The following is a 25,076-nucleotide window of genomic DNA, read 5'->3' on the forward strand; positions in this document are numbered from 1 at the left end:
GCTGAACGTCTTCGCACACCCAATGTTCAAGCGAGGATTGGATTCTATGGTGACACAGATCGAGGCCCGCGGCAGCCACTGGAGCCTGGGCGAAACGCATGGCCAGATGGCCGAAGAACAGATCCGGTTGAGCCTTGCCAACTACCGTCGAATGTTCGAGGAAGTGGCGGGCATCGACTGGCGCGAGGCCCGACGCACCGCCGAGACCTTCAAGCCGGCGATCGAACAGGCAAGCCCGGAGCTTTTGGAAGAAATGGCCGGCATTGCCGACGGCGCACGGGTCGATCTTCTCGATATTCTGGTACTCAATGCCCGCAGCGAAATCGTTCTGACCCACGCAGGTCATCCCGTTCAAAGCGATGGCTGTTCGGCGCTCTACCAGCGCCACTCAGACGATGACAGCCTGTGGCTTGCCCAAAACTGGGACTGGATCCCCGATCAACGCGAAGCCCTGGTGGCGCTCACACTTCACCCCGACAACAAGCCCGCGATTCACATGATTACCGAGGCCGGCATCATCGGCAAGATCGGCATGAACGCGCTCGGGGTCGGGGTCTGCCTCAATGCGTTGCGCTCGCGCATCTGCAAGCCGAAGCTGCCGGTACACGTGATGCTGCGCCGCATTCTCGAAAGCGATGGGGTCGAACACGCCCTCGACATGGTCGATGAGATCGGCACGGCCTCACCGGCGCATTTTCTGATTGCCGATGCAGACGGCAAGGCCGCCTCGGTAGAAGTCTCGCCGATGGGCGACACTGCAATGCTGCCAAGAAAAGGCGCCCTTTTTCACACCAACCATCTGGTGTCGCGCCACCTTCCCCCGGATCTTGAGGACTTTCCCAACCCGGATTCCTTCGACCGGCTCGAGCGTCTGCGCGCCCTGAGCCAGGACACTGCGCCTTCCTTCGACACCCTGTTCGAACGCTTGAGCGACGAGCACGGCGCGCCCAACAGCATCTGCCGATACGTCGATCCCGAGCGGCCGGCCGCCGAACGGATGGAGACGCTTTTCACGATTGTCATGAATCTGAATGAGCGCAGCCTGCGCTACAGCTTCGGCCGGCCCGGCCCCGAAACCCCGCAACACACGTTTCACTTCGAGGGGCTCAATAGCGTCTGAGTGCGTCCGGGCGGTCGACGTCGTGGCACGCTCGTGGATCGCTCATCTCAAGACGCACCAGCGCCTCAGGATGCGCGGCGATCACGCATTTTCCGGCGTTATCCCCGGTCAGGCCCTTGAGCGCCGGCCAGAACGCGCGCCCCCACGCCACCGGATGCCCCGGAAGTCCGGCGCCATTCGAGCGTAACAGCCAGGGGCGCACGATATTCAAGGCGCCGGCACTGGCTTCAACGCGTGCAACCACCTCCGGGGTCAGCGACGGCATGTCACCAAGGGCCACCAGAACGGCGTCTTTGTCGAGCTTGGCCTCGCTGCGTGAAAGCGCCTCAGAAAGGGTTGCGCCCATGCCCTGCTCCGATCGCGTGCAGAAGACGGGCTGAACGGTTGGAAAGCGCGCGCACAGCGCGTCAAGCCACGGCGCGTCACGATCATTCAAGCGAAGTGCCAGATGAATGGAGCGGTCGGAAAACGGGTTTAGCGACGCCTCGAGCAGCGTCTCGCTCGGGCTTATCCGTGCCAGGCGCTTGTCCGCGTCGCCAAAGCGGCGGCTGTAGCCCGCCGCCAGCAGGATGACTGGCAGCGTCACGCCGGCACACGTGCGCGGCTGACAACGTCATTGACCTCAACGCCCCGGTGCGTTCGCAGGATGTCCGCCATCACCGCCAGCGCGATTTCCGCCGGCGCCTTGCTGCCAAGGTTCAAGCCGATCGGCATGTGGATTCGCGCGATCTGGGCATCACTGAGCCCGCCTGAGCGCGCAAGCCGCGCCGCGCGCGTCCGCGAGGTGTTGACCGAGCCCATCGCCCCGATATAGAACGCGTCGGTCTTGACCGCCTCGATCATCGAGGGGTCATCAAGGCGCGGATCGTGAGTAAGCGCAACGATCGCGGTCGCACCGTGGGTCGCTCCCGAGGCGATGAACAGCGCCGGCAGCACGCTTTGAACCTCAACGCCCGGCACGTCAAAGCCCGCCCGCTTGTCGGCTCTCGGGTCACAGACGATCACTTCGAACCCCATGGTGCGGGCAAAATGGGCGCAGTATTCCGCCACCGGCGAGATGCCGGCCAGAATCAGTCTGAGTGCGGGGCCAATGCGAATGTAGATCGTCGCGTCGTCTTCACGCACCACCGGCGCGGGCGTGGCCTGATCAAGCGACACCCGGTAGCGGCCACCATCGAGCTGAACCTGACGAATAAGCTGCTTCTGTCCCAGAAGCGTTGCGTGCAGAACCTCAAGGTGCGTCAGCCACTCGGCGTTGGCCTCACGGCGTTCGATCATGACCCGCAGCACCCCACCACAGGGAAGCTCCAACCGCTGACTCTCCTCCTGAGTGGCGCCGTAGTCGATGCATTGCACCGTGTGAGGCAAAAGCGCGCCATCGCGGATCGACTCAATGAACGCGTCCTCGACGCACCCGCCCGACAGCGAGCCAACATAGCGCCCGTCATCGAGCGCAACCAGGAGCGAACCCGGGGGCCGCGGCGATGAGCCATAGGTTGACACCACCGTACATAACCAGATGGGTTGCCCCGAGCGCGCCCAGTCAAGCGCCTGCTCGAGCACCCGCACATCCATGTGATGCATACTGACCTCCTGTCCATAGTGGACTTAAGTATAAGAGGCTCACGCCTTATCGCCACCGGCACTGCTGTCAGCCTGCTTAAGTGTTACTGCCGATGGCCAAGGCCATGGCTGGCTGTCAGAGGCGTTACTTTCAGAGACGTTACTGCCAGCGCGTGACCGTCCCCAGATCAATATCGAACAGATCAAGCACACGCCCGAGGCTATGGTCGACCATCGCCTCGAGACTTTGAGGGCGGGCGTAGAACGCCGGTACGGGCGGTGCGATGATCACACCCATCTCGGCAAGCGAGGTCATGTTTTTCAAGTGATTGCGGTGAAGCGGAGTCTCACGCACCATCAGCACCAGCTTGCGCTGCTCCTTCATGACCACGTCAGCAGCGCGGGTCAGAAGCGTGGAGGTGGACCCGGTGGCCATGTCCGACATCGAGCGCACCGAACACGGCGCTACGATCATGCCAAGGGTCTTGAAGGACCCGCTCGACACTGCCGCACCGATGTCCTTGGCGCTATAGCACTGATCGGCCAGTGCCTTGACCTCAGAGGCCTTCCAATCGGTTTCGTGCGCCAGAGTCACCTCGGCCGACGGGGTCATCACCAGGTGGGTTTCAATCGGTGTATCGCGCAACAACATCAAAAGGCGCACACCATAGATGGCGCCGGAGGCACCGGAGATACCGATGATCAAACGATCGGGACACGCCTGCGTCATGAACTGCTCCTTAACTGTCAGCCGCTCATTATAGCCCGCCCGAGGTGGTCTGTTCGACGCGGGTACTCAGATCAGACCAGAACGCACCGTAAAGCGACTCGCTCACGCGCTCGAACCCTGCCTCCATCAACGCCTTGATGTTCGGCCACAGCTCATTCATGGCCGGTTCCTGACGGCGAACAGGCGCCGGGCCGTTATAGATGCCCTCCTCGTAACGTTCACGAAGCCGCTCAAGACGTGGATCGCCCGTCTCACCCTCACCGTCGCCATCGTCAGCACCGGCCAGCGACCACCAGTGAACCCCAAGGGCGGCCACACTCGGAAGTGGCGTCTGCCAGCCTTCAGCCCAGAGTTCAAGCAATGACTCGAGCCGGGCACGCCCTTCCTCGCGCGAGGGTGGCACGCAGGTCAACACGCGATCCTCGAACACCACCCCAAGCGTAAACGGTTGGCCACACGCACTGGCACACTGCTGCGCCACCCAAGGGCCGAACAGCCGGTGCGGCTTGCCGTACTCGACAAGGCGCCCGTCCCGCGCACGCTTGAAATGGCCGTAATGCCCGGGCAACACGTGCCAGCGCCACAGCACGCCGGCCTCATCGGTGCGAAAACCGTCCAGCCGGTCGCGAAACGACACCGCGCCATGCGGCGTCTCATGAGTAAGGGCAAGCGTCAACGGGCGCTCGAGGGCCACATACGACGGTTCAAGGGCCTGCCAATGCGCCCACTGCGCAGTAACAGGCGTTTCTACCGTCGTCATCCAGTGCTCTCCAAAGCCGAGTGCCGGAAGCGCGCCACGGCGCTGCCAACGGGTCATGTGCTCCGCCGCAGCGGCGCTGTCGCGGGCAAGCTCCTCCAGAAACGCCTGCTTGATCTGATGCACGTCAAGGGCGTTCAGCGAAAACGGTTCGCGGTCATCATCGAGCGCTTCGGGCTCCTGAAAACCGATGCCAAGTCGCGCGCCCAGACACACCTGAAACGGCCGACGCAGCAGCCGCTCAAGCTCCGAAAGGGTCAAGGGCGTCTCGGGAAGCGCAGCCTCGGGCACCGGCACCGATGGCTCGGCCACACGAGTGTAAAGGCGCGCCCAGTGCTCATCGAACGTCCATAACCGGCTGGAGCGGCCGGCGTCGAAATAGCGCCGCGAGAACGGCTGTAGAGGGTACTCGGTCAGCACCTGCTCAAGCACCGGGCCGTGCTCGGCGCCGCACCAGCCAATATCGAGCGTGTCGATCAACTCACCGACCAGCACCGACGGCACCCGCTCGGTGTTGTCGCGCTGATCGCGCCCGACCCAGGAAAGCGTCAACCGCTCACGCGCCGAGAGCAGTGCCTCGAGAAAGAGGTAGCGGTCATCGTCGCGGCGGGAGCGGTCTCCGGCCCGCGGGCGAGCCGCCATCAGATCGAAGTCCTGCGGCAGTCGCGCCCGCGGATAGTCACCGTCGTTCATCCCCAGAAGCACGACCTCCCGAAATGGAATGGCGCGCATCGGCATCAGGGTCGCGAAGTTGACCTTGCCGGCCAGAAAGCGCTGCGCAAGGCCGCCGGCGTCCAGTCGCTCCTGAAGCGCGTCGCGCACCACAACGTGAGAGAGCTCGCCGTCAAACGACGCACACTGACACTCTGCCACCCACTCGGTCAGACTCTGCTGCAGCCGGTCGATGATGAACCAGTCGCTGCTGCTCTCGGGCGAGAGCGTCGCCTCGATCAACGCAACGATCACCTGCTGCCACTGCTCGGGGCCGCGCGCGCACTCAAGCAGCGCGCTCTGGCGCATGAGGGTCTCCAGAAGCTCCGCCAGCCGGCCGGCAAGCGCAGCGTCGATGCCGCCGACTTCATCAAAGGGTTCGATGTCTGCAAACGCCGCGCTGTCGCCATTGGCGTAGCCAAGCAGCATCCGCTTCAACCCGAACATCCAGGTATTGCCCTCAAGCGGGGGTAACCCCAGCCGCTCGCGGTGGGCACCATCCATGCCCCAGCGTACACCGCTGTCACGCAGCCAGCGCCCGAGCAATTCAAGCTCGGCGTCGTCAATCGAAAAGCGCTGACGAAACGCCGGGACATCGAGCCAATCCAGCAGCGTCGAGACGCCCAGGCGCTCATTGGGCAGATCGAGCAGGGAAAGCACCAGCACCAGCAGCGGGTCGGCCTGGGTCGCTTGCTGGTCGGCGATGGTGTAGGGGATGTAGTCCGAGCGCGACGGACTGATCTGGCCAAACACCGCCTCGATCAATGGCGCGTAGGCGTTGATGTCCGGCACCATGACGATCACGTCGCGGGGCTTGAGGCCGGGGCGACGCTCGAAGGCATCGAGCAGTCGATCCCGCAGAATCTCCACTTCGCGAAGCGGGGAATGCGCACTGACCAGCGCGACCGAATCGTCGTCCAGAGGCACCGGGCGCTTTTGACCGTCCACTACGTGCTCACTCGGGTGGGTGAGATCGAGGATGTCCTGTTGAAGCTGGTGCAGGAGCGGTGCCTGCTCACGCTCGACGCGATCGCGAAAGAGGTCCTGCTCCAGCGAAAACGGATTGTGAGCCTCGAACTCATACAACGACACCAGAAAGTCGCGCCCCTGAGTCCCCCAGCTTGCAAGCATCGGGTTCGCGCTCAAATGAAGCAGCTCAGGGTCGACCACGTCGAGCCCGGGCTTGTCGGCGTGGCGGCGCTTGGCAAGCTCACGGCCAAGCACCTCGCGGTCGGCCACCACATCGCCCCAGTAATACCGGCACGGATTGGTCATCAACAGCACCACCTCGACCACGTTCGACAGTGCGTGCAGCACATCAAGCACCTGCATCGGCAGCGCCGAAATCCCGAACACGAACACGCGCCCGGGAAGCCCTGCAGGCACGGTCTCAAGCGCCCGGGCTCGGGCAAGAAAGCGCTCGTGCAGCGCTGCCCGATGCTGGTCCCGAAGCTCCGGTTGTGCGTCCTCGAGCAGTGCCCGCCAGAGCATCGGCTGCCAGCGTTCGTCGTCTCGAAGCGTGTCAGGGGCGTCCTCGCCGGCCTGCCAGGCCGCCATCCATTCAGGCCGATAGACCAGATACTGGTCGAACAGATCCGCAAGCTGCGCCGCCAGCTGATACCGCTTGCGCTCGAGCACGTCCGGGCGTGGATAGCGCTCACCTTCAAGATAGTGCGCCAGCGGCTCGAATTCGGGGCGCGTAATCAGCGCGGGAAGAAGTCGCATCAGACGCCAGGTCAGCGCCGACTTGTCAAACGGGGAACGCTCTGGAATGGCGTCGCCAAGCACCGCCCGATAGGCACGCCAGGCAAACGAGGACGGCATGGGAAAGTCGAGCGCCGCCGCAATGCCGCTGTGTTCGGCAAGGGCGTGACGAAGCCATTGGGCCATGCCGTTGGATTGCACGATGAAGGTTTCATCGTCGAGGGGGTCGAGTGGATGGCGTTCGATGACCGACAGCGCCAGCGATTTCAGATCTTCGACGTGATTGGCGTGGATCACGGTAAACATGGCGGCTCCCTTGCTTGATCAGCCCATCCTAGCGAGAAAGCCGAGTCGACAACAGCCGTGGCCATCACGGAAAGCCACCCGAAGACAACTTCGACGTTAGTCTAAAAGACGGTTTTGGCACATCCTATGGCTGACATAGCCATGGTAAGGTTGCGCCCACGCTAAATCGTGTCAGCACCGCCTGGCGGGCCGACACCGGCTTCATGCACTGCTCCCCGTCTGCAAGGGCGCCTTGAGGGCAGATGACCATACACCGCGAGCAACAGCTCGGCATGAGAAATCCACGATGACTCCTTCAACCCCTTCGGCCCGTTCGACCGGGTCCAGCGGCTCCGAACGTACGCACAACGGCCCATTTGCCGTCGTGACCACCGTCTTTTTCATGTGGGGATTCATTACCTGTCTCAATGACATCCTGATTCCGCACCTGAAAGCCGTTTTCTCACTGAACTACACCCAGTCGATGCTGATCCAGTTCACCTTCTTCGGCGCCTACTTCATCATGTCGATGCCAGCGGCCAAGGTGCTCACCCGCATCGGCTACAAGAACAGCATCAGCCTGGGCCTTTTAATTGCAGGCCTTGGCGCGCTGATGTTCATTCCGGCCGCGATGGTACCGTCCTACGGCTTATTCCTGCTGGCGCTGTTCGTGCTGGCAAGCGGCATCACCATGTTGCAGGTCTCGGCCAACCCCTATGTGGCAATGCTCGGTCCGGAAAAGACCTCGTCGAGCCGTCTGAACCTGGCCCAGGCCTTCAACTCACTCGGCACCACGGTCGCCCCGCTGATCGGCGGCGCCGTGATTCTCTCCGGCGCAGTACTTGGCGCCGAGCAGATCGCTCAGATGACCGATGCCCAAGCCACCGCCTATAAGATCGAACAGGCGCAAAGCGTTCAGATTCCCTATCTGGTGCTGGCACTGGTGCTTGCGGTGCTCTCTGCCGTGATCTTTTTCTGGAAGCTGCCGCACTTCAAGGATCAGGCCTCCGGTGAAGATGAAAAAACCAGCTACACCTTCAAGGACGCCCTCGCCCATCGCCACGTGCTGCTTGGCGTGGTCGCGCTGTTTTTGTACGTGGGCGCCGAAGTCTCCATCGGCAGCTTCATGGTCAACTACCTGGCCATGCCCAACATCGGCAACATGAGTGAATCAAGCGCGGCGCACCTGGTCACGTTCTATTGGGGAGGCGCCATGATCGGCCGGTTTGTCGGCTCGTATCTGATGCGCTACGTTCGCGCTGAACTGCTTCTGGGTGTGTTCGGCCTGATCGCCGCTGCGCTAGTTGGCACCACCATCATGACCGAAGGGCACCTTGCGATGTACTCGATCGTCGCGATTGGCCTGTTCAACTCGATCATGTTCCCGACCATCTTCACCCTCGGCATCGCCAAACTCGGCCCGCTGACCGGCAAGGCCTCAAGCCTTCTGATCATGTCGATCGTCGGTGGCGCACTGATTCCGGTCCTTCAGGGAAGCCTTGCCGACACCATCGGCCTGCAGGTCGCGTTCTTCCTGCCGCTTCTGTGCTACCTGTTCATTGCCTTCTACGGCTTCAAGGGCTCCAAGGTACAGACCCCGGTCGCGTAAGTGCTCCGCCTACAAAAAACCCCGCTCATGCGGGGTTTTTTTTATGCCGTTCGATCAAGCCATCAGGCGTGAGCCTGCGCCCGCCGCGTGGCCCACACGCCGATCATCACGCCAAGTACCCCGATGAAGGCGATGTAATAGACCGGCGCCAGCGGATCAACCGCCATGAAAAACGACACGCCCATGGGCGTCAGCCCGCCGAAAATCGCGTAGGCCACGTTGTAGGAAAACGACAGCCCGGTAAACCGGATCGCGGCCGGAAACGAGCTGACTGCAATGCCTGGCACCACGCCGACCAGCCCGACAAAAAAGCCCGACAGCGCATAAAGCGAGAAGACGTGATCGGTGGCCTCGAGCATGCTGGAATAGAAGATGCCATAGGTGATCGCAAGGCCCAGGCTAAAAAGCGCCAGCACCTTGCCTGCCCCGAACCGGTCCGCCATGAACCCCGCCACCAGGCACCCGATCATCACGAACACGATCGAGATCGTATTGGCCTCCTGCATCAGCTGCGCATCAATGCCGGTCACCTGCTTTAGAAGCGGCGGCGTCATCAGCACCGTCACTACCACCGCCGCGGTCAAAAGCCACGTTACGCCCATCGACAGCACGACAGAGCTGCCATGCTGGGTCAGGATGCGCTTGACCGGCAGTTCCTCGGACAGCGTCTTGCGCGCCTGCATCTCGGCAAACACCGGCGTTTCATGCAGCCAGCGGCGTAGATACATGGTCACAAACCCCAAAACGCCCCCAAGAATGAACGGCAGCCGCCAGGCCCAGTCGTTGATCTCACTTGCCGAAAAGAAGGCGTTGATCAGGGTCGCGATAATCGAGCCAAGCAGAATGCCCCCGACCAGCCCACAGGAGAGCGAGCCGCAGGCAAAGTTGATGTGCCGACGAGGCACGTGCTCGGTGACAAACACCCACGCCCCCGGCGCCTCGCCGCCGATGGCCGCCCCCTGCAGCACACGCATCAACAAAAGCAGAAGCGGCGCGGCGATGCCGATGGTCTCATACGTGGGCAACAGCCCCATCAATAGCGTCGGCACCGCCATTAGAAAGATGCTGAACATGAACATCTTCTTGCGCCCGAGCAGGTCACCGAAATGGGCCATGATGACCCCGCCGAGTGGGCGCGCGAGATAGCCCGCGGCAAAAATACCGAACGTCTGCACGTTTCTCATCCAGTCGGGCATGTCGCTTGGAAAGAACAGCGTGCCGACGACGGTCGAGAAGAAGACATAGATAACGAAATCGTAGAATTCGAGCGCGCCGCCGAGCGCCGACAGCGACAACGTCTTGGCGTCCTGGCCTGAAAGCCTGCGCCCTTCATCATGGACGGGCTCTGAATGTTCCTTGTGGGGGATATGTGTGGTCATGACTCTGTCTTTTTTTAATGGTGTACGTGCCGTGTCCTGCTGCCTCAAGGCAGCGACGGCACTTTAGCACAGCCTGTGAACCCGCCTCGACCAAGGCAGACGTTGACAAGTCGGGCTCTGCCCCCCTCAATGAACTATCGCGCATGTCGATACACATCCAGTCCACCGGCATGAACGCCCGGCCCACCCAACGCGGCACCCCAAGGAGCCTGCATGACCCGACCTACCGTTTATCTGCACGATGGCACGGCCCTACCCGCAGTGGGGCAAGGCACCTGGCACATGGGCGAAGGCCGCTCGCCGAGAAAGGATGAAATTGCCGTATTACAGCGCGGCCTCGAGCTTGGGCTCAAAGTGATCGATACGGCTGAAATGTATGGCAACGGTGGGTCGGAGGAAGTGGTCGGCGAAGCGCTCAAGGGCCGGCGTGATCAGGCGTTTCTGGTGTCCAAGATGCTGCCGGGCAACGCCGGCTACAACAATGTGCGCGATGCCTGCGAGCGAAGTCTTCGGCGCCTTCAAACCGAGACCCTCGATCTGTACCTGTTGCACTGGCGTGGGGCAGCCTCACTCGAGGAGACCATTGACTCGCTCGGGCGGCTGCGCGAGGAAGGCAAGATTCAGCGCTTTGGCGTCTCGAACTTTGACGTAAGCGACATCGCCGATCTTCAAAAAACCGCGTTCGGCCCGGAATGCACCACCAATCAGGTGCTCTACCACATGGCATCCCGGGGGATCGAATATGCCCTGATGCCCGAAATGGCGCGTCTTGGTATGCCGGTCATGGCGTATAGCCCCCTGTCTCAGGGCGGTGGCCGCCATTTCCAGCGGCTATCCAATCATCCGCTTCTGTCCGAGATCGCCAAACACCATCACGCAAGCGTGCCTCAGATTCTTCTGGCCTGGGCCATCCGCGCCGTTAACGGCGAGCATCGGGTACTGGCCATTCCAAAGACATCGAACGAGGCGCACCTCGAGGCCAACGTTGCCGCCATGGACATCACTCTAAGCCCGCGGGAGCTCGAAAGCATCGACAGCGCCTTCCCACCACCCTCCGCCAAACAGCCGCTCGATATCATCTAACGTAAAACGGCGCACCTAATTTGGTGCGCCGCACACCGTTCATCGAAATCCCTGTAACATTTAGCTACACTTTGGCGCTCTGTGTTTCCAAGCGTTACCGCACAGAAATTAGCGTGAAAAGGATGCACGCTATGCCCATCAAAAAAGTGGCACTAATAAACGACAGGGAAACGAACATGTCCATCTCAAATGACGCCTGTGGTGTGGTCAGTTACTCACACTCAAACGTGTCAACCGCCGCGTTTTCCGACTCGATCCAAAGCTTTCACCAGCTGCGCCAGCAAAGTCGGATCGAGCAATGGCAAAAGCGCAAGGCGTACTTCGAACAGCACGGCCACGCGCCGGGCATCACGCTCTACACCGTCAGCAAACGCAAACGAAAGGCCAACTGATCTCTCAGGACGTGCCGTGGCTTCGAGCCAGCAGTGATTGCCAGTACGCGGTGCCACGCGCCCTGGCATGCGCCTGGTTGCGTTCGAAGATCGCATCGGGGTCATCAACGGAGGCAAGCGCCGCTTCGATGCTTTCCTCGCGCAGGATATGAAGGACCGGCCACGGAGCACGGTTGGTAAAATTCGAGGCGTCCTCGAACGCTTCGCCTTCAAACTGATACTCGGGATGAAAGCTTGCCAGCTGGAACTTGCCCTCAAGCCCCATCTTGAATACCAAAAGGTTCGAGGCTTCGAGCCAGTCGAGGTACTCGTCGAAGTCACCGCCGCCCTCACCGAGAATCACAAGCGTGGTCTCCAGGGCATCGGATTGATCGATTCGATTCAGCTCATCCATAAGGTCTGACAGCACCGTGTCCAGGTCGCCTGCGTCACTGACGCACAGGCGGACGCGGTGTGCAAGCCACTCGCGCTGCGCGAAGGGGCAAAGATTTTCGCCAATCACAGCGTCTTCAACCCAGCGGCTCACAGCACCTTGAGCGGGGTGGTCGGTAACAAGTGCCAAAGAAAACTCCGTTAGTTTGAGCGGTGACCGATTAGACGGTCGGTTCGAACGCTTCAGCTTCGCTCATCGAGGTCAGAGACCAGCCCTCACTGCCCTCACCCGGCGTACAAACCACCGGACATACATTCTTGACCCGGGGGCCTTCGTGCGTTCCAAGCGTTGCGAAACGGATGACGCGGAAAACGCCTGAATGCGCAACGAACAAGGGGTACTCATGGTGCGCCAGCACCTCGTTGAGCGCACCGATCACCCGCGTCTGGAATACGTCCCAGGACTCGCCGCCCGGCAGCGAGGTCGAGGTGTAGGGCATCGGATGACGGTAAGGCTTGCCTTCCAGGTCGCCCCAGTCGCGCTCGCGAAGCCCGTCGAAGATGTGAAATCGCCCACCGGGAATAGCCAGGCGAGCCGTCTTTCGAGCCCTGAACATCGAGCTTACGGCAATGTAGGACCAGGGGCGGTCCAAAAGCTCCTGAACGTCGCGGGCCTGCTGTTCCCCTTCCGGGGTAAGAGGCACGTCAAAGCGCCCGGCGATGATACGAGCGCGATTGTAAAAGGTTTCACCATGTCGCAAAAAAACGAACGGCTTGGGCAAAAGGCTCATATCGGTACCTGGCGTTGATCGATATATCGCACCTTGGAAAGGCGAGCGAGTGTAGCGCATCGGCGCATAAGATGCCTATCGGCCAGGCGCGCATCCGCTTAATCGGCGAATACGCGCCAAAAGGCCTATTTCACTCAGTAAAAGCGCTGATCGGGGTTGGGTGGTACCCACTGATACAGCCAGGTTTCGCTCACGGCCTTGCCGTCCTTCGCCAGATACATGCGAAGCGTGACCGGCTCGGTGCTGTCGCTTTCAGGCGTCCAGTCGAAAATGGCGCGGTAGGCATCGGCTTCATCAAAGCGGAACGCCTGCTCGAGATCGACCTTGCCGTGAGAAGCCTCGACCACCGGCTTGAGTTCGGCGTCTTCGGGAAGTGACATCAAATCGCCCCCCTTGAAGTTCACCGCAAACCGACGGGCGTACTCCTTGGGTGAGTGATCACCCGGGATCCAGCCCTCAAGCACATTGCCCATACCGGTATAGGTCTTGTCGACCCGCGCAAGCGTCGGCGCCACCGGCGGCATCGGGCTCCAGTAAAGCGTATAGGCAAACGATAGGGACTCGTTCGGCTGTACCGGTTTCTCCGGCACCCAGAATGCCACGATGTTGTCGACGTCCTCACCCACGGTCGGCAGCTCGATCAGATTGATCGCCCCTTTCCCCCAGGCACTGGTCGGCTCGATCCAGAGGCTTGGACGGCGGCTGTACCAGGCCTGATCATCCATATAGCTTTCAAAGTCGTGATCGGTCTGAAGCAGGCCGAACCCCTTGAGGTTTTCATCGGCGAAGGCGTTGTACTGAATGTTTTGAGGGTTGTAGAGCGGCCGACAAACCCACTCGCCGTTGCCACGCCACATCGACAAACGGTCCGAGTCGTGAATCTGGGGGTGGATCGTGTCGCGACGCTGCGCCTGACTCGGGCCCATCAGGTACATGCTCGTCATGGGCGCGATGCCGAGCCGGTCGATCGATTTACGGGGGTAGATGTACTTCTGAACCCCCATGACCACCCGCTCTTCCTGACAGTCGATGTCGAAGCGATACGCGCCGGTGGCGCTGGGTGAATCCAGCAGCGCATAGGTGATGAACCGGGTCTCGCCCGGCGCCGGGTGCATGAACCAGAACTGAGTGAAGGCAGGAAACTCCTCCTCCTTGCCATTGGCCGCGGTGTTGATGGCAAGGCCACGGGCCGACAGGCCGTACTGGTTGTTCTTGTCGATGGCGCGGAAATAACTCGCGCCCAGAAACGACACGATGTCCTGATTATCGGCCCAGCGCGGCTTCTTGGTCACACGAAACCCGGCAAAACCCAAGTCGTTGCCTTCCAGGCTTTTGGGGTCGATCCCCACACCCTCGTAATCGAACAGCTCCGGGCTGAAGTGGATTTCGCGCGCCTTGCGGGTATCGCGGTCAATGGTGTGCATACGGACCGGCTGATTGAAATGCATGCCGATGTGGAAGAACTGCAATCGGACATCGGCGTTCGGGTCTTCAGCCCAAAGCGCCTTGGACGGCCGGTAGGTAATGCGCTGGTAATCGAGCGGACGCAATTTTGCCAGCTGTTCGGGCACTTTCTGCGTCGTGTCCTGATAGGGCTGTTTCGAAAGCCCGCAGGCATGGTTTTGCAGCCAGTTGAAGTCAAACGGCTTGCCTTCGCTATCGGTGCTGGTTGCCCCGGCGTTGGTCGCGGCAAATGCAGGCCAACCCGGAAGACCCAATGAGGCCAGCGCCATGGACGCCTTGATGAGTGTCCGTCTCTCCATTCTTGTTTCCTTATAAACCGTCTCAGTGAAGTTCTGCCACGATGAATGCTCGACTATAGTCGCGCCTATGATGTTCGATACTGACGCGCAGTGACACTGCCGGTTCCTGAAAGAGCGCCGCTTTTGCGTAATTTTTTGTTGATCTGCGTTATGGATCGGCGCGCATGTGACACTGCTCGACACTGGGCACCCCACGCGTTACAAGTTTCAATCTACTCTAATATTGCGGTGCACCATGCAACGCCACCAGGTCAAGACATCGCTTGGCCCCATGAGCAAGCGCGCTGGCAACAAATCTGCCCAACCGTGTTTCCCCGTTCAAAGGAGACCCACCGATGTCCGATGGTTTGCCCTTCGCCACTCGCCGTGCCCCCCACGCTCACTATCAGCGCCTGATCGACGCTGCGCAAGCACGGGCGCCGCTTCGATGCGCGGTAGCCCATCCCTGCGATACGGCGTCGCTGTCCGGCGTGCTCGACGCTGCCCGGCATGGATTGATCGAGCCGATTCTAATCGGGCCGATGGCCAAGCTTTGTGACACCGCGCGGGCACTAGACGTATCGCTTGAACACATCGATTGCATCGATGTAGCGCACAGTCACGCCGCGGCAGAGCGAGCCGTCGCGCTTGTCAGTGAGGGCCAGGCACAGCTTTTGATGAAAGGCAGCCTTCATACCGATGAGTTGATGCACGCCGTGCTTGCACCTACGGCGCATTTGAGAACCGAGCGCAGGCTCAGCCATGTCTTTTTGATGGACGTGCCCAGTTACCCCGAGCCCCTGTTCATCACCGATGCCGCGATCAACATTGCCCCGGACCTGCTCACCCGCGCCGACATCGTACAAAACGCCATCGATCTGCACCTCGGCCTGTCGCTTGGGACACCGCGTGTGGCGCTGCTGTCCGCGGTCGAAACCGTCACCCCGAAGATTCCGAGTACGCTGGACGCCGCCGCACTGTGCAAGATGGCCGAGCGTCACCAGATCGAGGGTGGCCTGCTCGATGGTCCACTGGCGCTGGATAACGCGATCAATGCTGACGCCGCTCGCCTCAAGCACCTTGATTCCCCGGTCGCCGGCCGCGCGCAGATTCTGGTCGCCCCGGATCTGGAAGCCGGCAATATGCTGGCCAAGAACCTGACCTTCCTTGCCGGGGCCGACGCCGCCGGCCTCGTGCTTGGTGCACGCGTACCCATTATTCTCACCAGCCGCGCCGACAGCCACAAGACGCGCCTGGCCTCCTGCGCCGCGGCAAGCCTCTACGCGCATCATCTCCAAACACGCGCGTTACCGGGAGGGCTTACATGATCGCCGACTCGTTGATACTGACGCTCAACGCAGGATCTTCGAGCCTCAAGGTCGCAGGCTTTGATGCCGAGGACCCGGAGCTTGGCCTTTGCATCAAGGGAGCATTCACCGGCATCGGCTCGGCCCACCCTCGCCTCGTGATCACGGACCGAGACGGCACGCCTCTACTCGATGCCCTCCCGCCCGTCGCCCAGAGTCAAAATCCCGAGGACGCCCAGACGCTTCTGGCTCGGGAACTGACTCCGCTTATCCGCGGGCACATCCACGCTGTCGGCCATCGGGTGGTTCATGGCGGCGACGCCTTTAACCAGCCCACGGTCGTGACCGATGCGGTGATCGAGCGTCTTGCCCGTCTGACGCCACTGGCGCCACTGCATCAAGGGGCCAATCTGGCCCCGATGCGCTCGATTGCGCGGCGTCGACCGGAGCTTCTGCAGGTCGCGTGTTTCGACACCGCGTTTCATCATGGCCAGAGCGCACAGGTCCGGCGCCTGCCGATTCCGGCCTGGCTCGACGACGAGGGCGTGCACCGCTATGGCTTTCACGGGCTCTCCTACGACTACATCGCCCGCACGCTCAAAACCCGCGCCCCCGCCCTTGCCAGCGGCCGGGTGGTGGTCGCGCATCTCGGCGCCGGCGCCTCGCTGTGCGCGCTTCAAAATGGTCAAAGTGTCGATACCACCATGGGCTTTACCGCGCTTGATGGCCTGCCGATGGGCACGCGCCCGGGCCGGCTCGACGCCGGCATCGTGCTCTATCTGATGCGTGAAAAGCGCATGAGCCCGGAGGCGATCGAGCACCTGCTCTACCACGACTGCGGGCTCAAGGCGCTCTCCGGAGGCCACGCCGAGGTCAGCGAGCTGGAATCACTCGCGGCCACCGACGAGCATGCCCGAGCGGCGCTTGCGCACTTCGCCTGGCGCATCGCTCAGGGCGTGGCCGAAATGGCCACCACGCTCGGCGGGCTCGATGGGCTCGTGTTCACCGCAGGCATTGGTGAACACAGTGCGTATGTGCGCAAGGCGGTGGTCGCTCATCTCGAGTGGCTCGGCCTCGCGCTCGACGACACCCCCAACGCCGCGCACGCCGAGTGCATTCATCAAAGAACAAGCCGCGCAGAAATCCGGGTGATGGCAACCGATGAGGCCTGGATGATCGCCCGACACACCCGAACGCTTCTGACATCACACAACTACGCCTGACATCCGCCACCAAGGAGGCCGCCGCCATGACCATCAACGCCCGTTCGTTCAAGGAGCTTTCCGGCGCCATGACGCTTGAGGGCAAGCGCGGATTGATCGTAGGCATTGCCAACGACCATTCCATTGCCTGGGGCTGTGCCCGCGCCTGTCACGCGCTCGGCGCGCGCCTTGCCATCACCTACCTCAACGAAAAGGCCAGGCCCCATGTCGCGCCGCTTGCCGAGGAGGTCGAAGCCGAGCACCTGCTGCCACTCGACCTGCGCATCGACGGCCAGCTTGATCATGTGTTCGAAACTCTGGAAGCGAGCTGGGGACAGCTCGATTTCGTCGTACATTCGGTCGCCTATGCCCCGCTCAATGATTTGCGCGGTCGGCTGGTCGACTGCTCGGAAGCGGGCTTTCTCGACGCCATGGCGCTGTCATGCTACTCGTTCATCGCGCTTTGCAAGCGCGCCGAACCCCTGATGCATGACGGCGGGTCGCTGTTTACCATGACCTACCATGGCAGCCAGCAGGTGGTCGAAGGCTATCACGTGATGGGGCCGGTCAAGGCTGCGCTCGAGGCGGCCACGCGCTCCATGGCTGCCGAACTCGGCCCCAAGGGCATTCGGGTACACGCACTTTCACCGGGGCCAATGCCGACCCGGGCGGCCTCGGGGCTGTCGCACTTCGACAGCCTGCTTCAGGAAGCCTCTAACCGCTCGCCGAGCCGGGAGATGGCCGATGTCGATGACGTCGGCATGACCATGGCGTATCTGGCCACCGACGCCGCACGCATGCTGACCGGCGACGCTCTCTACGTTGACGGCGGTGTGCATCTGGTCTCCTGAAAGCGCCAACGCCACTTCGTAATGATCGACAAGGCGGGTACCATGAGGGCCCGCTTTTTTTCGGGCCGAATTCAGGACGCCGTTCATGCTAACCTTCTTGCACACCGCCGACTGGCACCTCGGCCAGAACTTTCACGGCCACGACCGCCAGGCCGAACACCGTGCCTTCCTGGACTGGCTTTTGAGCATCATCGACGAGGAAGACATCGACGCGCTCTTGATTGCCGGCGACATCTTCGACGTCGTCAATCCCTCGATCGAGGCCCAGCGATTGCTGTTCGATTTCATCACGCGCGCCCACACGCAGCGTCCCTCGATGGACATCGTGATGATCGCGGGCAATCACGACAGTGCCGCCCGCATCGAACTCCCCGCGCCACTGCTCGCCGGGCTCAACACGCATGCGCTTGGCCAGCTTCACTCGCTCGACCCGGGGGACCTGAACCGGCTTCTGGTGCCGCTGACCAACGCAGACGGCGAGCGTGAAGCGCTCTGCGTCGCGCTGCCGTTTCTAAGGCCCTCGGATGTGACCGGCCGCGGGCTCTCGGACTATCAGGCCGGAATGGCGCACGCGCACCAGGCCGTGTTCGATCACGCCAAAGAGGCGACCCAGCCGGGCGAGGCCGTAATTGCCATGGGCCATGCCCATGTTCGAGGGGCGGCGGTGTCGGAACACTCCGAGCGCCCGATCGTGCTCGGCGGGGAGGAATCGATTTCCGCGGCGCTTTACCCTGACTCTCTTGCCTACGTGGCCCTTGGGCATCTGCACAAGCCTCAACGCGTCAATGCCAATGTGGCGATGCGCTATAGCGGCTCGCCGATCGCCCTCGACATGTCCGAGCGCCACTACCCACGCCAGGTCGTGATCGGCCACATCGACCAGGGCACGCTACGCGAGACCCGGTCGCGGCCAATTCCGGATCACACCAGTTTGCACCGCATCGGACCGGCCTGCCTTTCCGAGGTGCTGGCCGAGCTTGCCGCCCTGCCCGACACCGTTGACGGCCCGCCACCCTGGCTTGACGTACACGTCGAGCTTGACGCACCGCACGTGGCGCTTCGCGGTGACATCGATACCCATTTAGCCGGCAAGCCCTATCGGCTGGTAGCCATTCAGACGCGCTATCACGGCGATGCCCAGAGGGACATCGCTCCCGCCCCCCGGCTCGAGGACCTGACGCCGGAGGCCCTCTTTACCACACACTGGGAACGCGCCTACGGCGCCCCACCGGAGGAGGACGTGCTGACCGATTTCAGAGCACTTGCTCAGTCCGTCCACGATGATGAGGCCGCCTTGTGAAGCTACTGACACTGACCGTTCACAACCTCGCCTCGCTCAAGGGGCCGCACCGCATCGAACTCGACCGCGACGTGCTGGGTGAAACGGGCCTTTTTGCCATTACGGGGCCAACCGGGGCCGGCAAGAGCACTCTGCTCGACGGCCTGTGCCTGGCGCTTTTCGGCACCACACCCCGTCTCAAGCAGGCCACACAGCAAAGCGCCAGGACGCCGGACGTGGCCGATGATGCCCTTGCCTTGAACGACCCGAGAGCGCTCCTTCGGCGAGGCGCTGCCGAGGGCTTTGCCGAGGTCGACTTCGAGGGGCTCGACGGTGAGCGCTACCGCGCCCGCTGGAGCGTGCGACGTGCGCGCAACAAACCCGACGGGCGCCTTCAGGCCAGCGATCAAAGCCTGATGCGCATAACCGACGCCACGGTACTCACCCGACACAAGCGCGAATTTCAAACCGCCATCCATAGCCGGCTCGGCCTGGGTTTCGAGCAGTTCACCCGAGCGGTCCTGCTGGCGCAGTCCGAGTTCAACGCGTTTCTGACCGCCGATGACAATCAGCGCAGCGAACTGCTGGAGCGCTTGACCGACACCGACATCTACAGCCGCATCTCCATCGAGGCCTTCAACCGCACGCGCACGGCGCAGCAAACGCTGACGCAGCTCGAACAGAGCATGGCCTCCGCCCCGCCCGCCTCCGAGATTGAGCGCGCCGAGATCGACGCGCATGAAACCGCCGCAGCCACACACTGGCAGGCGCTCACCGAGCGCCAACACACGCTCACGCATCAGCGCGAGCGCTGGCAGACCCTGATGCGTGAGCACACCGCCTTGACCGAGAGTCGAGCGCGCTACATTACGGCCTGCGATCACGACCGTACGCTTGACGACAGTCGTCGGCGAAAACATCAGCTTGATGCGATCGAACCGCTTAGGCGGATCATTGACCAGCGCGCATCCACCGCCAAGGAACTCGAGCAGGCAAGAACGCGTGTCAGCGACGCCTGGTCGGAGCGTCGAACAGCCCAGAAGGCGCTCAATGAACACACGGATACGCACGCGCAGCGTCAGCGTGAGCTGGACCATCACGAACAGCACTGCGCCTCGCTGGCCCCTCATCTTGAACGGGCCGACCAGCTCGAACGCCAGCTCGCCTATGACCGCGAGCGCAGTGCCTCGCTCATGCAGGCCGAAGCCGACGATGCCCAAACGCTGTCAACGCTCAAGGCGGAGCGCTCGGAGAACGAACACGAGCGCGCAACCCTTCGCGCCCGGCTGAGCGAGCTGCGCGCGCGCCGTCAAACGCGTGATATCGATGATCCGCTTGCCCATCGACAGGCGCTTCACGCACGCATGACCGGGCTCAGCGAAACCCGCGACGAACTGACTCACGCCCTCGAACATGCCAAACGCGTCAACGCGGCCATAGGCGCACACGCCGAGGCCGAAGCGACACTCAGCGCTCGATACAGCGCTCTCGAGGCGCAGGAAACCGAAAAAAACGCGGCCGACCGGCACCAGACATTCGCCCGCCAGCAACTTGCCGACTGTCAGGCTCGTCTTCAGCGCCAACGCGCGCTAAGAGACGATGCGGCCATCGAGGCGCTTCGCGCCACGCTTTCAGACGACGCACCTTGCCCCGTCTGCGGTAGCCAAGATCACCCCTACCGCCATGAGCCGCCTAAGCGTATCGCCTCCGCCCAGCTTCAGGCGATGGAAGCCGAGGAGCAACGCCAGCTCGATGAGGCCACTCACGCGACCCATGAGGCCGAGAGCGCGGCAAGCAGCGCGCTCGCTCAGGTCACCCTGGCTCGACAGGCCCATGATCAGGCGCGAGCGGACTACAAGCAGGCAAGCGATGCGCTCGATCAGGCCAAGACCGACATCGCACCGTTTCTGGCGCGCTTTGAACAGAGCACGCCCAAGGCGCTTGAAACGTGGCTGAGCGACCGGTTAAGCGAGATTGCAACACAGACGCATGAAACCAACGCCGAGCTTGACGCGATTCTTGCCGATGAGCAGGCCCGCGCCCCGCTCGAGCGCCGACTCGGCGAGCTTGATACGCGCGCGGCCGTTATTGACAGTCAGATCGATGGCCTCGAGGCCCAGCGCTCGATCCGAGCCAGAGAACACGCGCAGCTCGAGCTGACCTGCGATGCGACGCAAAGCACCTTAAATGAGATCCTTCAAGGACAAGACAGCGTGCGCCACTGGCGTCAGGCGCTCGAGCAGACAACCAGCACCCTGAGAGCCGAACGCGACGAGGCACTTGCAAGAATGCATCGCGCCGAGCAACACGTCAGACACGACACCCAGGCGTGCCGCCACCAGCTCGAACAGGCAAGTGTACTGGCCACTCAGCTCGATGAGATTAAGCGCCAGATGGCAAGGTGGTACCAGACCCACGTCGATATACCAAAAGAGCAGGTAAATGAGCTACTCATGGCCGATGAGGGCGAGCTTGAGGTGCTGACCGAGCGCATCGAAGCGGCCACCCATGCTCGTCTTCGTGCAGAAACCGAGCTGGCGACCATCCAGGCGCAGTTTGACACTCACCTTGACGACACCCTCAGAGCACTGCCCGAGACAACGCTTACGTCGACACTCAATGAGCGGCTCGAGCGCGATGACGCCGCGCTTACCGCCCTTGCTCCCGAGCTTGAACGCGCACTGATCGCACGCGATGAAACCCAGGCCCGGCGGCGCGAGGATGACCGCAGGCGTGAGATCTATCGCACGCTTGAACAAAAGCTGGAGGCCGCCCGCTCGGAGCATCGACGCTGGGGGCGTCTGGGCAGTGCGATCGGCTCGAGCGACGGCAAGAAATTTCGGCGCATTGCCCAGGGCTATAATCTGGATCGGCTGGTCGAGCAGGCCAACGCGCATTTGACCCAGTTGGCCAGGCGTTACCGTCTGGTTCGGGGCGGCAGCGACCTGGGGCTACTGGTGATCGACCAGGAGATGGCCGATGAGCAGCGTTCTGTGCATTCGCTGTCGGGCGGTGAAAGCTTTTTGATATCACTGGCGCTGGCGCTTGGCCTTTCGTCAATGGCCTCCAGCGCACTGACCATTAATACGCTGTTCATCGATGAGGGCTTTGGCAGTCTCGATGCGCAGTCGCTCAACCTGGTGATGGATGCGCTGGACGCGCTTCAGTCGCAAGGCAGGAAGATCGGCGTGATCTCGCATGTCCGCGATATGATCGAGCGTATTCCTCACCAGATCGAGGTTCAGCCATTGGGTGGGGGCATCAGCGATGTGCGGGTCGTTCGCCGCTAGGCCATGGAAAACTGCTCATAAAAAAAGCGCCGTCAGGCGCTTTTTTTATGACAACGTGCGCTTACAGCGCCCACCAAGCCGTCAGAATCAAGAGCAGCAGCAAGGCAACATAGATGCCGACGCGCGGCAGTGGCTTGAATTCCAGCGCCGTAATGTTGACCAGCGACAGACGTGAATGCTTGACCAGGAACCAGATCACGCCAAGCACCACCAGCATGATGGCGAACAACGAAAAATTAACGCCCATGAACACGGACTGCCACATCGGCAGCATGGCCTGACCGGGGCCATAGACGGCAAAAAGCGCGCCACCGAGTGAAAAGAGACCAACATCGAAGGTCGTGCTCAGTAGCCGTGACGCCACCACCTTGAGCGACTTTGTCAGCGGATTTTCACGCATCATGTCACGTGCCCAGAACGCCAACACGCCGAAGAAGAGCGCCACCAGCCCCATCGCGTTCCAATAGGTTGCCAGCGGCGGCAACGTCGCATCCTCTGAGGGCGCGGCGATCGCCGCGGAAAAGTGCGACTGCATCAGCCACTGAACCAGTGCACCGATCACGATCCAGAGCACTACCGTGAACACCACCTCACCCAAGCTTCGTTTATTCATTCTCTTGCGCCTTCATGCGTGCATTAAACGGCCTTATCGGCGAACCGATGGCCTTCGGAAAACCCCAGTTGCGCTTGCAAGGCAAACGCCGTTTGAATCGATAATGTCGGCGTGCGTAAAAAAGACACGCCGCCCGCCGCCGGTTACCCGACCATGCGCGTAAAGCGTATCACCGCATCTGGCTGGCGCCATGTACTGAATCGACAATGACAGAGTCACGGCCGGCATCTGATGTCCTTCTTCGGTAATAAGACCACTGTAACCACTGACCGAATCCAATAGAGAGGCCAGCATGCCACCATGGGCCAAGCCCTGAAGATTGCAGTGCTGCTCGGCCACCGTAATCGACAGGGTCACCACATCCACATCAAAACGCTCGATGTCAACGCCAAGAAAGCGCAGATACGGCGTTTTCAGATCATCAATCTGCCACGGGCGCTCATTCATGAGGTGCGGGATTCGAACGCCTGAAGATAGGCGATCTGATCGATTCGTCCAATGGATACGCTGTTGCCGAAACTTCCATCGTCATGAAGCTCGATTCGGGTGACCTCGCCGCTTTGCTGGTTGCCCACCAATGCAGCCGACCCGTCGGGCACAAGCGTGAAATGTCTGGGCAGTTGACCGCCTGAAGGCGTAGTGGCCTTCCAGCTCAACATGCCATCGGCATCGATCTGCAGGCAGATCAATTCATCGAACTGGCCGCGGTTCGACACATACAGGAACTGCCCGTCTGGTGAAAACTGAAGCTCGGCTGCCCCATGTTCGAGCGTGTCGTCATTCGGCGCAAGCGATGCGATCTGGCACTGAATGAGCCGATCGTTTTCCACGCGGTAGCCGATGACACTGCCGTCGAGTTCCCCCACCAGATACGCAAATCGCCCGCCCGGATGAAACTTGAGATGACGTGGCCCGCAGCCGGGTGGCGCAATCATTTCCGTTCGATCCCCGAGCGGCTGTTCGCGTGTCTCGTCGAAGTCAAAGCGATACAACCGATCCCGGCCCAGATCACAGGCGTACAGTGCATCGCCGTCCACGTTCAATACACACGAGTGCAGATGCGGCCTTGTCTGGCGCTCAGCGTTGATCCGGGCGCCGTCACCGTCGAAGACCACGTGCTGAACGCAGTCACCGAGCGTCCCTTCGCTCGTCAAGGCGTAGACCACGATCGAGCCGCCTGAATAGTTGGAAACGACCACGAAGCGCTCGTTCGGTGTCAGCATGATATGACACGGATCCTCGCCCTTGGCCTCGACCTGACCAAGAAGACGAGCCTGCCCACTGCCTGCATCCAGCTCGAACGCGCTGATGCTGCCGTCTTGACCGGGGACTTCGTTGACCGCGTACATCCGGGTGCGCTCGGCATTCAGCGCAAGAAATGACGGGCAATCGGCCTCAATGAGAAACGGCGCACCGAGTGTCGTGACACCCGCATCGGTCGGGTAGCAGTAGATGCCCTCGCTGTCGCCGGTCGTGTACGTACCACCTAATAGATAATGCGATGGCATGGGTCCTCCCTGTCGTTCATGAACCATGCGCCTGTTTTACAGGATGTGCGACTCGAGCGCCACGGTTGCCCCGGGCTTTCGGGAGGCCAGCTTATCGGCCTGTCGCGTGGGCTCCGGGAGCTTGTAGCGCGTCAGACACCGCATGACCCACTCGATCGAGGTCTCCAGTGAAATGCGATGGCCCGGGGAAATATAAAGCGGCTTGACGCGCTCACGCGTTCGAAGCACCGCCCCGATGCACTCACCGCGGTGGTGAAGTTCAGTCCAGCCGCCCTTGTGATCTGGCACCGCCTCGTGCTGCCCACACAGTCTGGACTTGCCGACGCCGATGGTCGGCCGCTCAAGCCAGAGTCCGAGGTGCGTGGCAATGCCCATTCGACGCGGGTGAGCGATGCCCTGCCCGTCCACCATGAACAAATCCGGCGTACGCTCGAGCATGCTGATCGCCTCGAGCACGGCCGGCAGCTCTCGAAAGGACAGCAGCCCCGGCACGTATGGCATCTGCGTTGGAATGCGCGCAACCCTGTGTTCGACGATCGAAAGCTCGGGGACAGACATTACAACGATCGCGGCTCGGGTGACGTCGCCGCCTTCTTCAAAGCCAACGTCAATGCCCGCCACCAGCGTGACGGTCTCCGGCAAATCGTCCGTCTGGCTGATCCGAGACGCCAGACGCTTTTGCAACGCGACAGCGTCTTGAGGGTCAAGCGCCCATTCATGCAGAGGAGTACTGGGTAACAGAAAATGAGCCATAAGTTCGAACATCCAAAAGCGCGTAATAACCTATC

General features: G+C 61.7%; 21 protein-coding genes. 9 read left to right on the top strand and 12 right to left on the bottom strand.

The annotated features are described in order from the left end of the window. The first annotated feature begins 46 nt into the window (after nucleotides 1-46). Nucleotides 47-1,120 (top strand): C45 family autoproteolytic acyltransferase/hydrolase, encoded by a 1,074-nt coding sequence (locus NAT23_RS04200; RefSeq protein ID WP_251925889.1) that lies wholly within the window; start codon nucleotides 47-49, stop codon nucleotides 1,118-1,120. Here NAT23_RS04200 and NAT23_RS04205 read toward each other — a convergent pair. The 4 genes from NAT23_RS04205 to recC all read right to left on the bottom strand — a co-directional run bounded on the left by NAT23_RS04205 (nucleotide 1,107) and on the right by recC (nucleotide 6,891). After that, nucleotides 1,107-1,706, bottom strand: a complete 600-nt coding sequence (locus NAT23_RS04205) for a nucleotidyltransferase family protein (protein ID WP_251925891.1) — start codon at nucleotides 1,704-1,706, stop codon at nucleotides 1,107-1,109. The two genes, NAT23_RS04200 and NAT23_RS04205, sit on opposite strands and share 14 nt — an antisense overlap. Next, entirely contained in the window at nucleotides 1,703-2,704 is a 1,002-nt protein-coding gene (locus tag NAT23_RS04210) for an XdhC family protein (RefSeq protein ID WP_251925893.1), read from the bottom strand. Before NAT23_RS04210 ends, NAT23_RS04205 begins: the two co-directional genes overlap by 4 nt. A gap of 139 nt (nucleotides 2,705-2,843) precedes the next feature. Continuing rightward, complete coding sequence (locus NAT23_RS04215; protein WP_251590714.1) at nucleotides 2,844-3,413, bottom strand: UbiX family flavin prenyltransferase; 570 nt, start codon at nucleotides 3,411-3,413, stop codon at nucleotides 2,844-2,846. A gap of 28 nt (nucleotides 3,414-3,441) precedes the next feature. Continuing rightward, complete coding sequence (gene recC, locus NAT23_RS04220; RefSeq protein ID WP_251925895.1) at nucleotides 3,442-6,891, bottom strand: exodeoxyribonuclease V subunit gamma; 3,450 nt, start codon at nucleotides 6,889-6,891, stop codon at nucleotides 3,442-3,444. 286 nt (nucleotides 6,892-7,177) lie between these two features. On the opposite strand from recC, the gene fucP reads away from it, so the two are divergent. After that, nucleotides 7,178-8,479, top strand: coding sequence for an L-fucose:H+ symporter permease (gene fucP, locus NAT23_RS04225; RefSeq protein WP_251925897.1), 1,302 nt, complete (start codon nucleotides 7,178-7,180; stop codon nucleotides 8,477-8,479). Between the two features lie 62 nt (nucleotides 8,480-8,541). Here the strand turns inward: fucP and NAT23_RS04230 are convergent, their stop codons facing one another. After that, complete coding sequence (locus tag NAT23_RS04230) at nucleotides 8,542-9,858, bottom strand: MFS transporter (RefSeq protein ID WP_251925899.1); 1,317 nt, start codon at nucleotides 9,856-9,858, stop codon at nucleotides 8,542-8,544. A gap of 213 nt (nucleotides 9,859-10,071) precedes the next feature. Between NAT23_RS04230 and NAT23_RS04235 the strand changes: the two genes are divergently transcribed. Together NAT23_RS04235 and NAT23_RS04240 are read left to right on the top strand one after the other, a co-directional pair. Next, on the top strand, nucleotides 10,072-10,941 hold the full coding sequence (locus tag NAT23_RS04235; RefSeq protein WP_251925901.1) for an aldo/keto reductase: 870 nt from the start codon (nucleotides 10,072-10,074) through the stop codon (nucleotides 10,939-10,941). Between the two features lie 176 nt (nucleotides 10,942-11,117). Continuing rightward, nucleotides 11,118-11,333 carry a hypothetical protein gene (locus NAT23_RS04240; RefSeq protein WP_251925903.1) on the top strand — a complete coding sequence of 72 codons (216 nt, stop codon included), beginning with the start codon at nucleotides 11,118-11,120 and terminating at the stop codon, nucleotides 11,331-11,333. A 4-nt stretch (nucleotides 11,334-11,337) separates the two neighbouring features. Here NAT23_RS04240 and NAT23_RS04245 read toward each other — a convergent pair whose 3' ends face one another. From NAT23_RS04245 to NAT23_RS04255, 3 genes are all read right to left on the bottom strand, one after another. Beyond that, the gene (locus NAT23_RS04245) at nucleotides 11,338-11,895 is read right to left on the bottom strand and encodes a DUF1415 domain-containing protein (RefSeq protein WP_251925905.1); all 558 of its coding nucleotides are present in this window, start codon (nucleotides 11,893-11,895) and stop codon (nucleotides 11,338-11,340) included. Nucleotides 11,896-11,926: 31 nt separating this feature from the next. Continuing rightward, the gene (locus NAT23_RS04250) at nucleotides 11,927-12,496 is read right to left on the bottom strand and encodes a histidine phosphatase family protein (protein ID WP_251925907.1); all 570 of its coding nucleotides are present in this window, start codon (nucleotides 12,494-12,496) and stop codon (nucleotides 11,927-11,929) included. Between the two features lie 134 nt (nucleotides 12,497-12,630). After that, entirely contained in the window at nucleotides 12,631-14,259 is a 1,629-nt protein-coding gene (locus tag NAT23_RS04255; protein WP_251925909.1) for an OpgD/OpgG family glucan biosynthesis protein, read from the bottom strand. 335 nt (nucleotides 14,260-14,594) lie between these two features. On the opposite strand from NAT23_RS04255, the gene NAT23_RS04260 reads away from it, so the two are divergent. From NAT23_RS04260 to NAT23_RS04280, 5 genes are all read left to right on the top strand, one after another. Next, a complete protein-coding gene (locus NAT23_RS04260) occupies nucleotides 14,595-15,566 on the top strand; it encodes a phosphate acetyltransferase (protein ID WP_251925911.1) in 972 nt (323 codons plus the stop codon). Beyond that, on the top strand, nucleotides 15,563-16,768 hold the full coding sequence (locus NAT23_RS04265; protein ID WP_251925913.1) for an acetate/propionate family kinase: 1,206 nt from the start codon (nucleotides 15,563-15,565) through the stop codon (nucleotides 16,766-16,768). Before NAT23_RS04260 ends, NAT23_RS04265 begins: the two co-directional genes overlap by 4 nt. A gap of 26 nt (nucleotides 16,769-16,794) precedes the next feature. Further along, nucleotides 16,795-17,598, top strand: a complete 804-nt coding sequence (gene fabI, locus NAT23_RS04270; RefSeq protein WP_251925915.1) for an enoyl-ACP reductase FabI — start codon at nucleotides 16,795-16,797, stop codon at nucleotides 17,596-17,598. A gap of 85 nt (nucleotides 17,599-17,683) precedes the next feature. Beyond that, the gene (locus NAT23_RS04275; RefSeq protein WP_251925916.1) at nucleotides 17,684-18,898 is read left to right on the top strand and encodes an exonuclease SbcCD subunit D C-terminal domain-containing protein; all 1,215 of its coding nucleotides are present in this window, start codon (nucleotides 17,684-17,686) and stop codon (nucleotides 18,896-18,898) included. Then, complete coding sequence (locus NAT23_RS04280) at nucleotides 18,895-22,167, top strand: AAA family ATPase (RefSeq protein ID WP_251925918.1); 3,273 nt, start codon at nucleotides 18,895-18,897, stop codon at nucleotides 22,165-22,167. The genes NAT23_RS04275 and NAT23_RS04280 overlap by 4 nt, the downstream gene beginning before the upstream one ends. Nucleotides 22,168-22,228: 61 nt before the next feature. On the opposite strand, the gene NAT23_RS04285 is transcribed toward NAT23_RS04280, so the two are convergent. The 4 genes from NAT23_RS04285 to nfi are packed head-to-tail and all read right to left on the bottom strand — an operon-like array spanning nucleotide 22,229 to nucleotide 25,041. After that, nucleotides 22,229-22,780, bottom strand: a complete 552-nt coding sequence (locus tag NAT23_RS04285) for a hypothetical protein (protein ID WP_251925920.1) — start codon at nucleotides 22,778-22,780, stop codon at nucleotides 22,229-22,231. Nucleotides 22,781-22,813: 33 nt separating this feature from the next. Further along, nucleotides 22,814-23,227, bottom strand: coding sequence for a PaaI family thioesterase (locus NAT23_RS04290; RefSeq protein WP_251925922.1), 414 nt, complete (start codon nucleotides 23,225-23,227; stop codon nucleotides 22,814-22,816). Beyond that, complete coding sequence (locus NAT23_RS04295; protein WP_251925924.1) at nucleotides 23,224-24,288, bottom strand: lactonase family protein; 1,065 nt, start codon at nucleotides 24,286-24,288, stop codon at nucleotides 23,224-23,226. The genes NAT23_RS04290 and NAT23_RS04295 overlap by 4 nt, the downstream gene beginning before the upstream one ends. 36 nt (nucleotides 24,289-24,324) lie before the next feature. After that, nucleotides 24,325-25,041 (bottom strand): deoxyribonuclease V, encoded by a 717-nt coding sequence (nfi, locus tag NAT23_RS04300; RefSeq protein WP_251925926.1) that lies wholly within the window; start codon nucleotides 25,039-25,041, stop codon nucleotides 24,325-24,327. Nucleotides 25,042-25,076: the final 35 nt, after the last annotated feature.

Source organism: Larsenimonas salina, from assembly GCF_023736155.1.
Lineage (GTDB): Bacteria > Pseudomonadota > Gammaproteobacteria > Pseudomonadales > Halomonadaceae > Larsenimonas > Larsenimonas salina.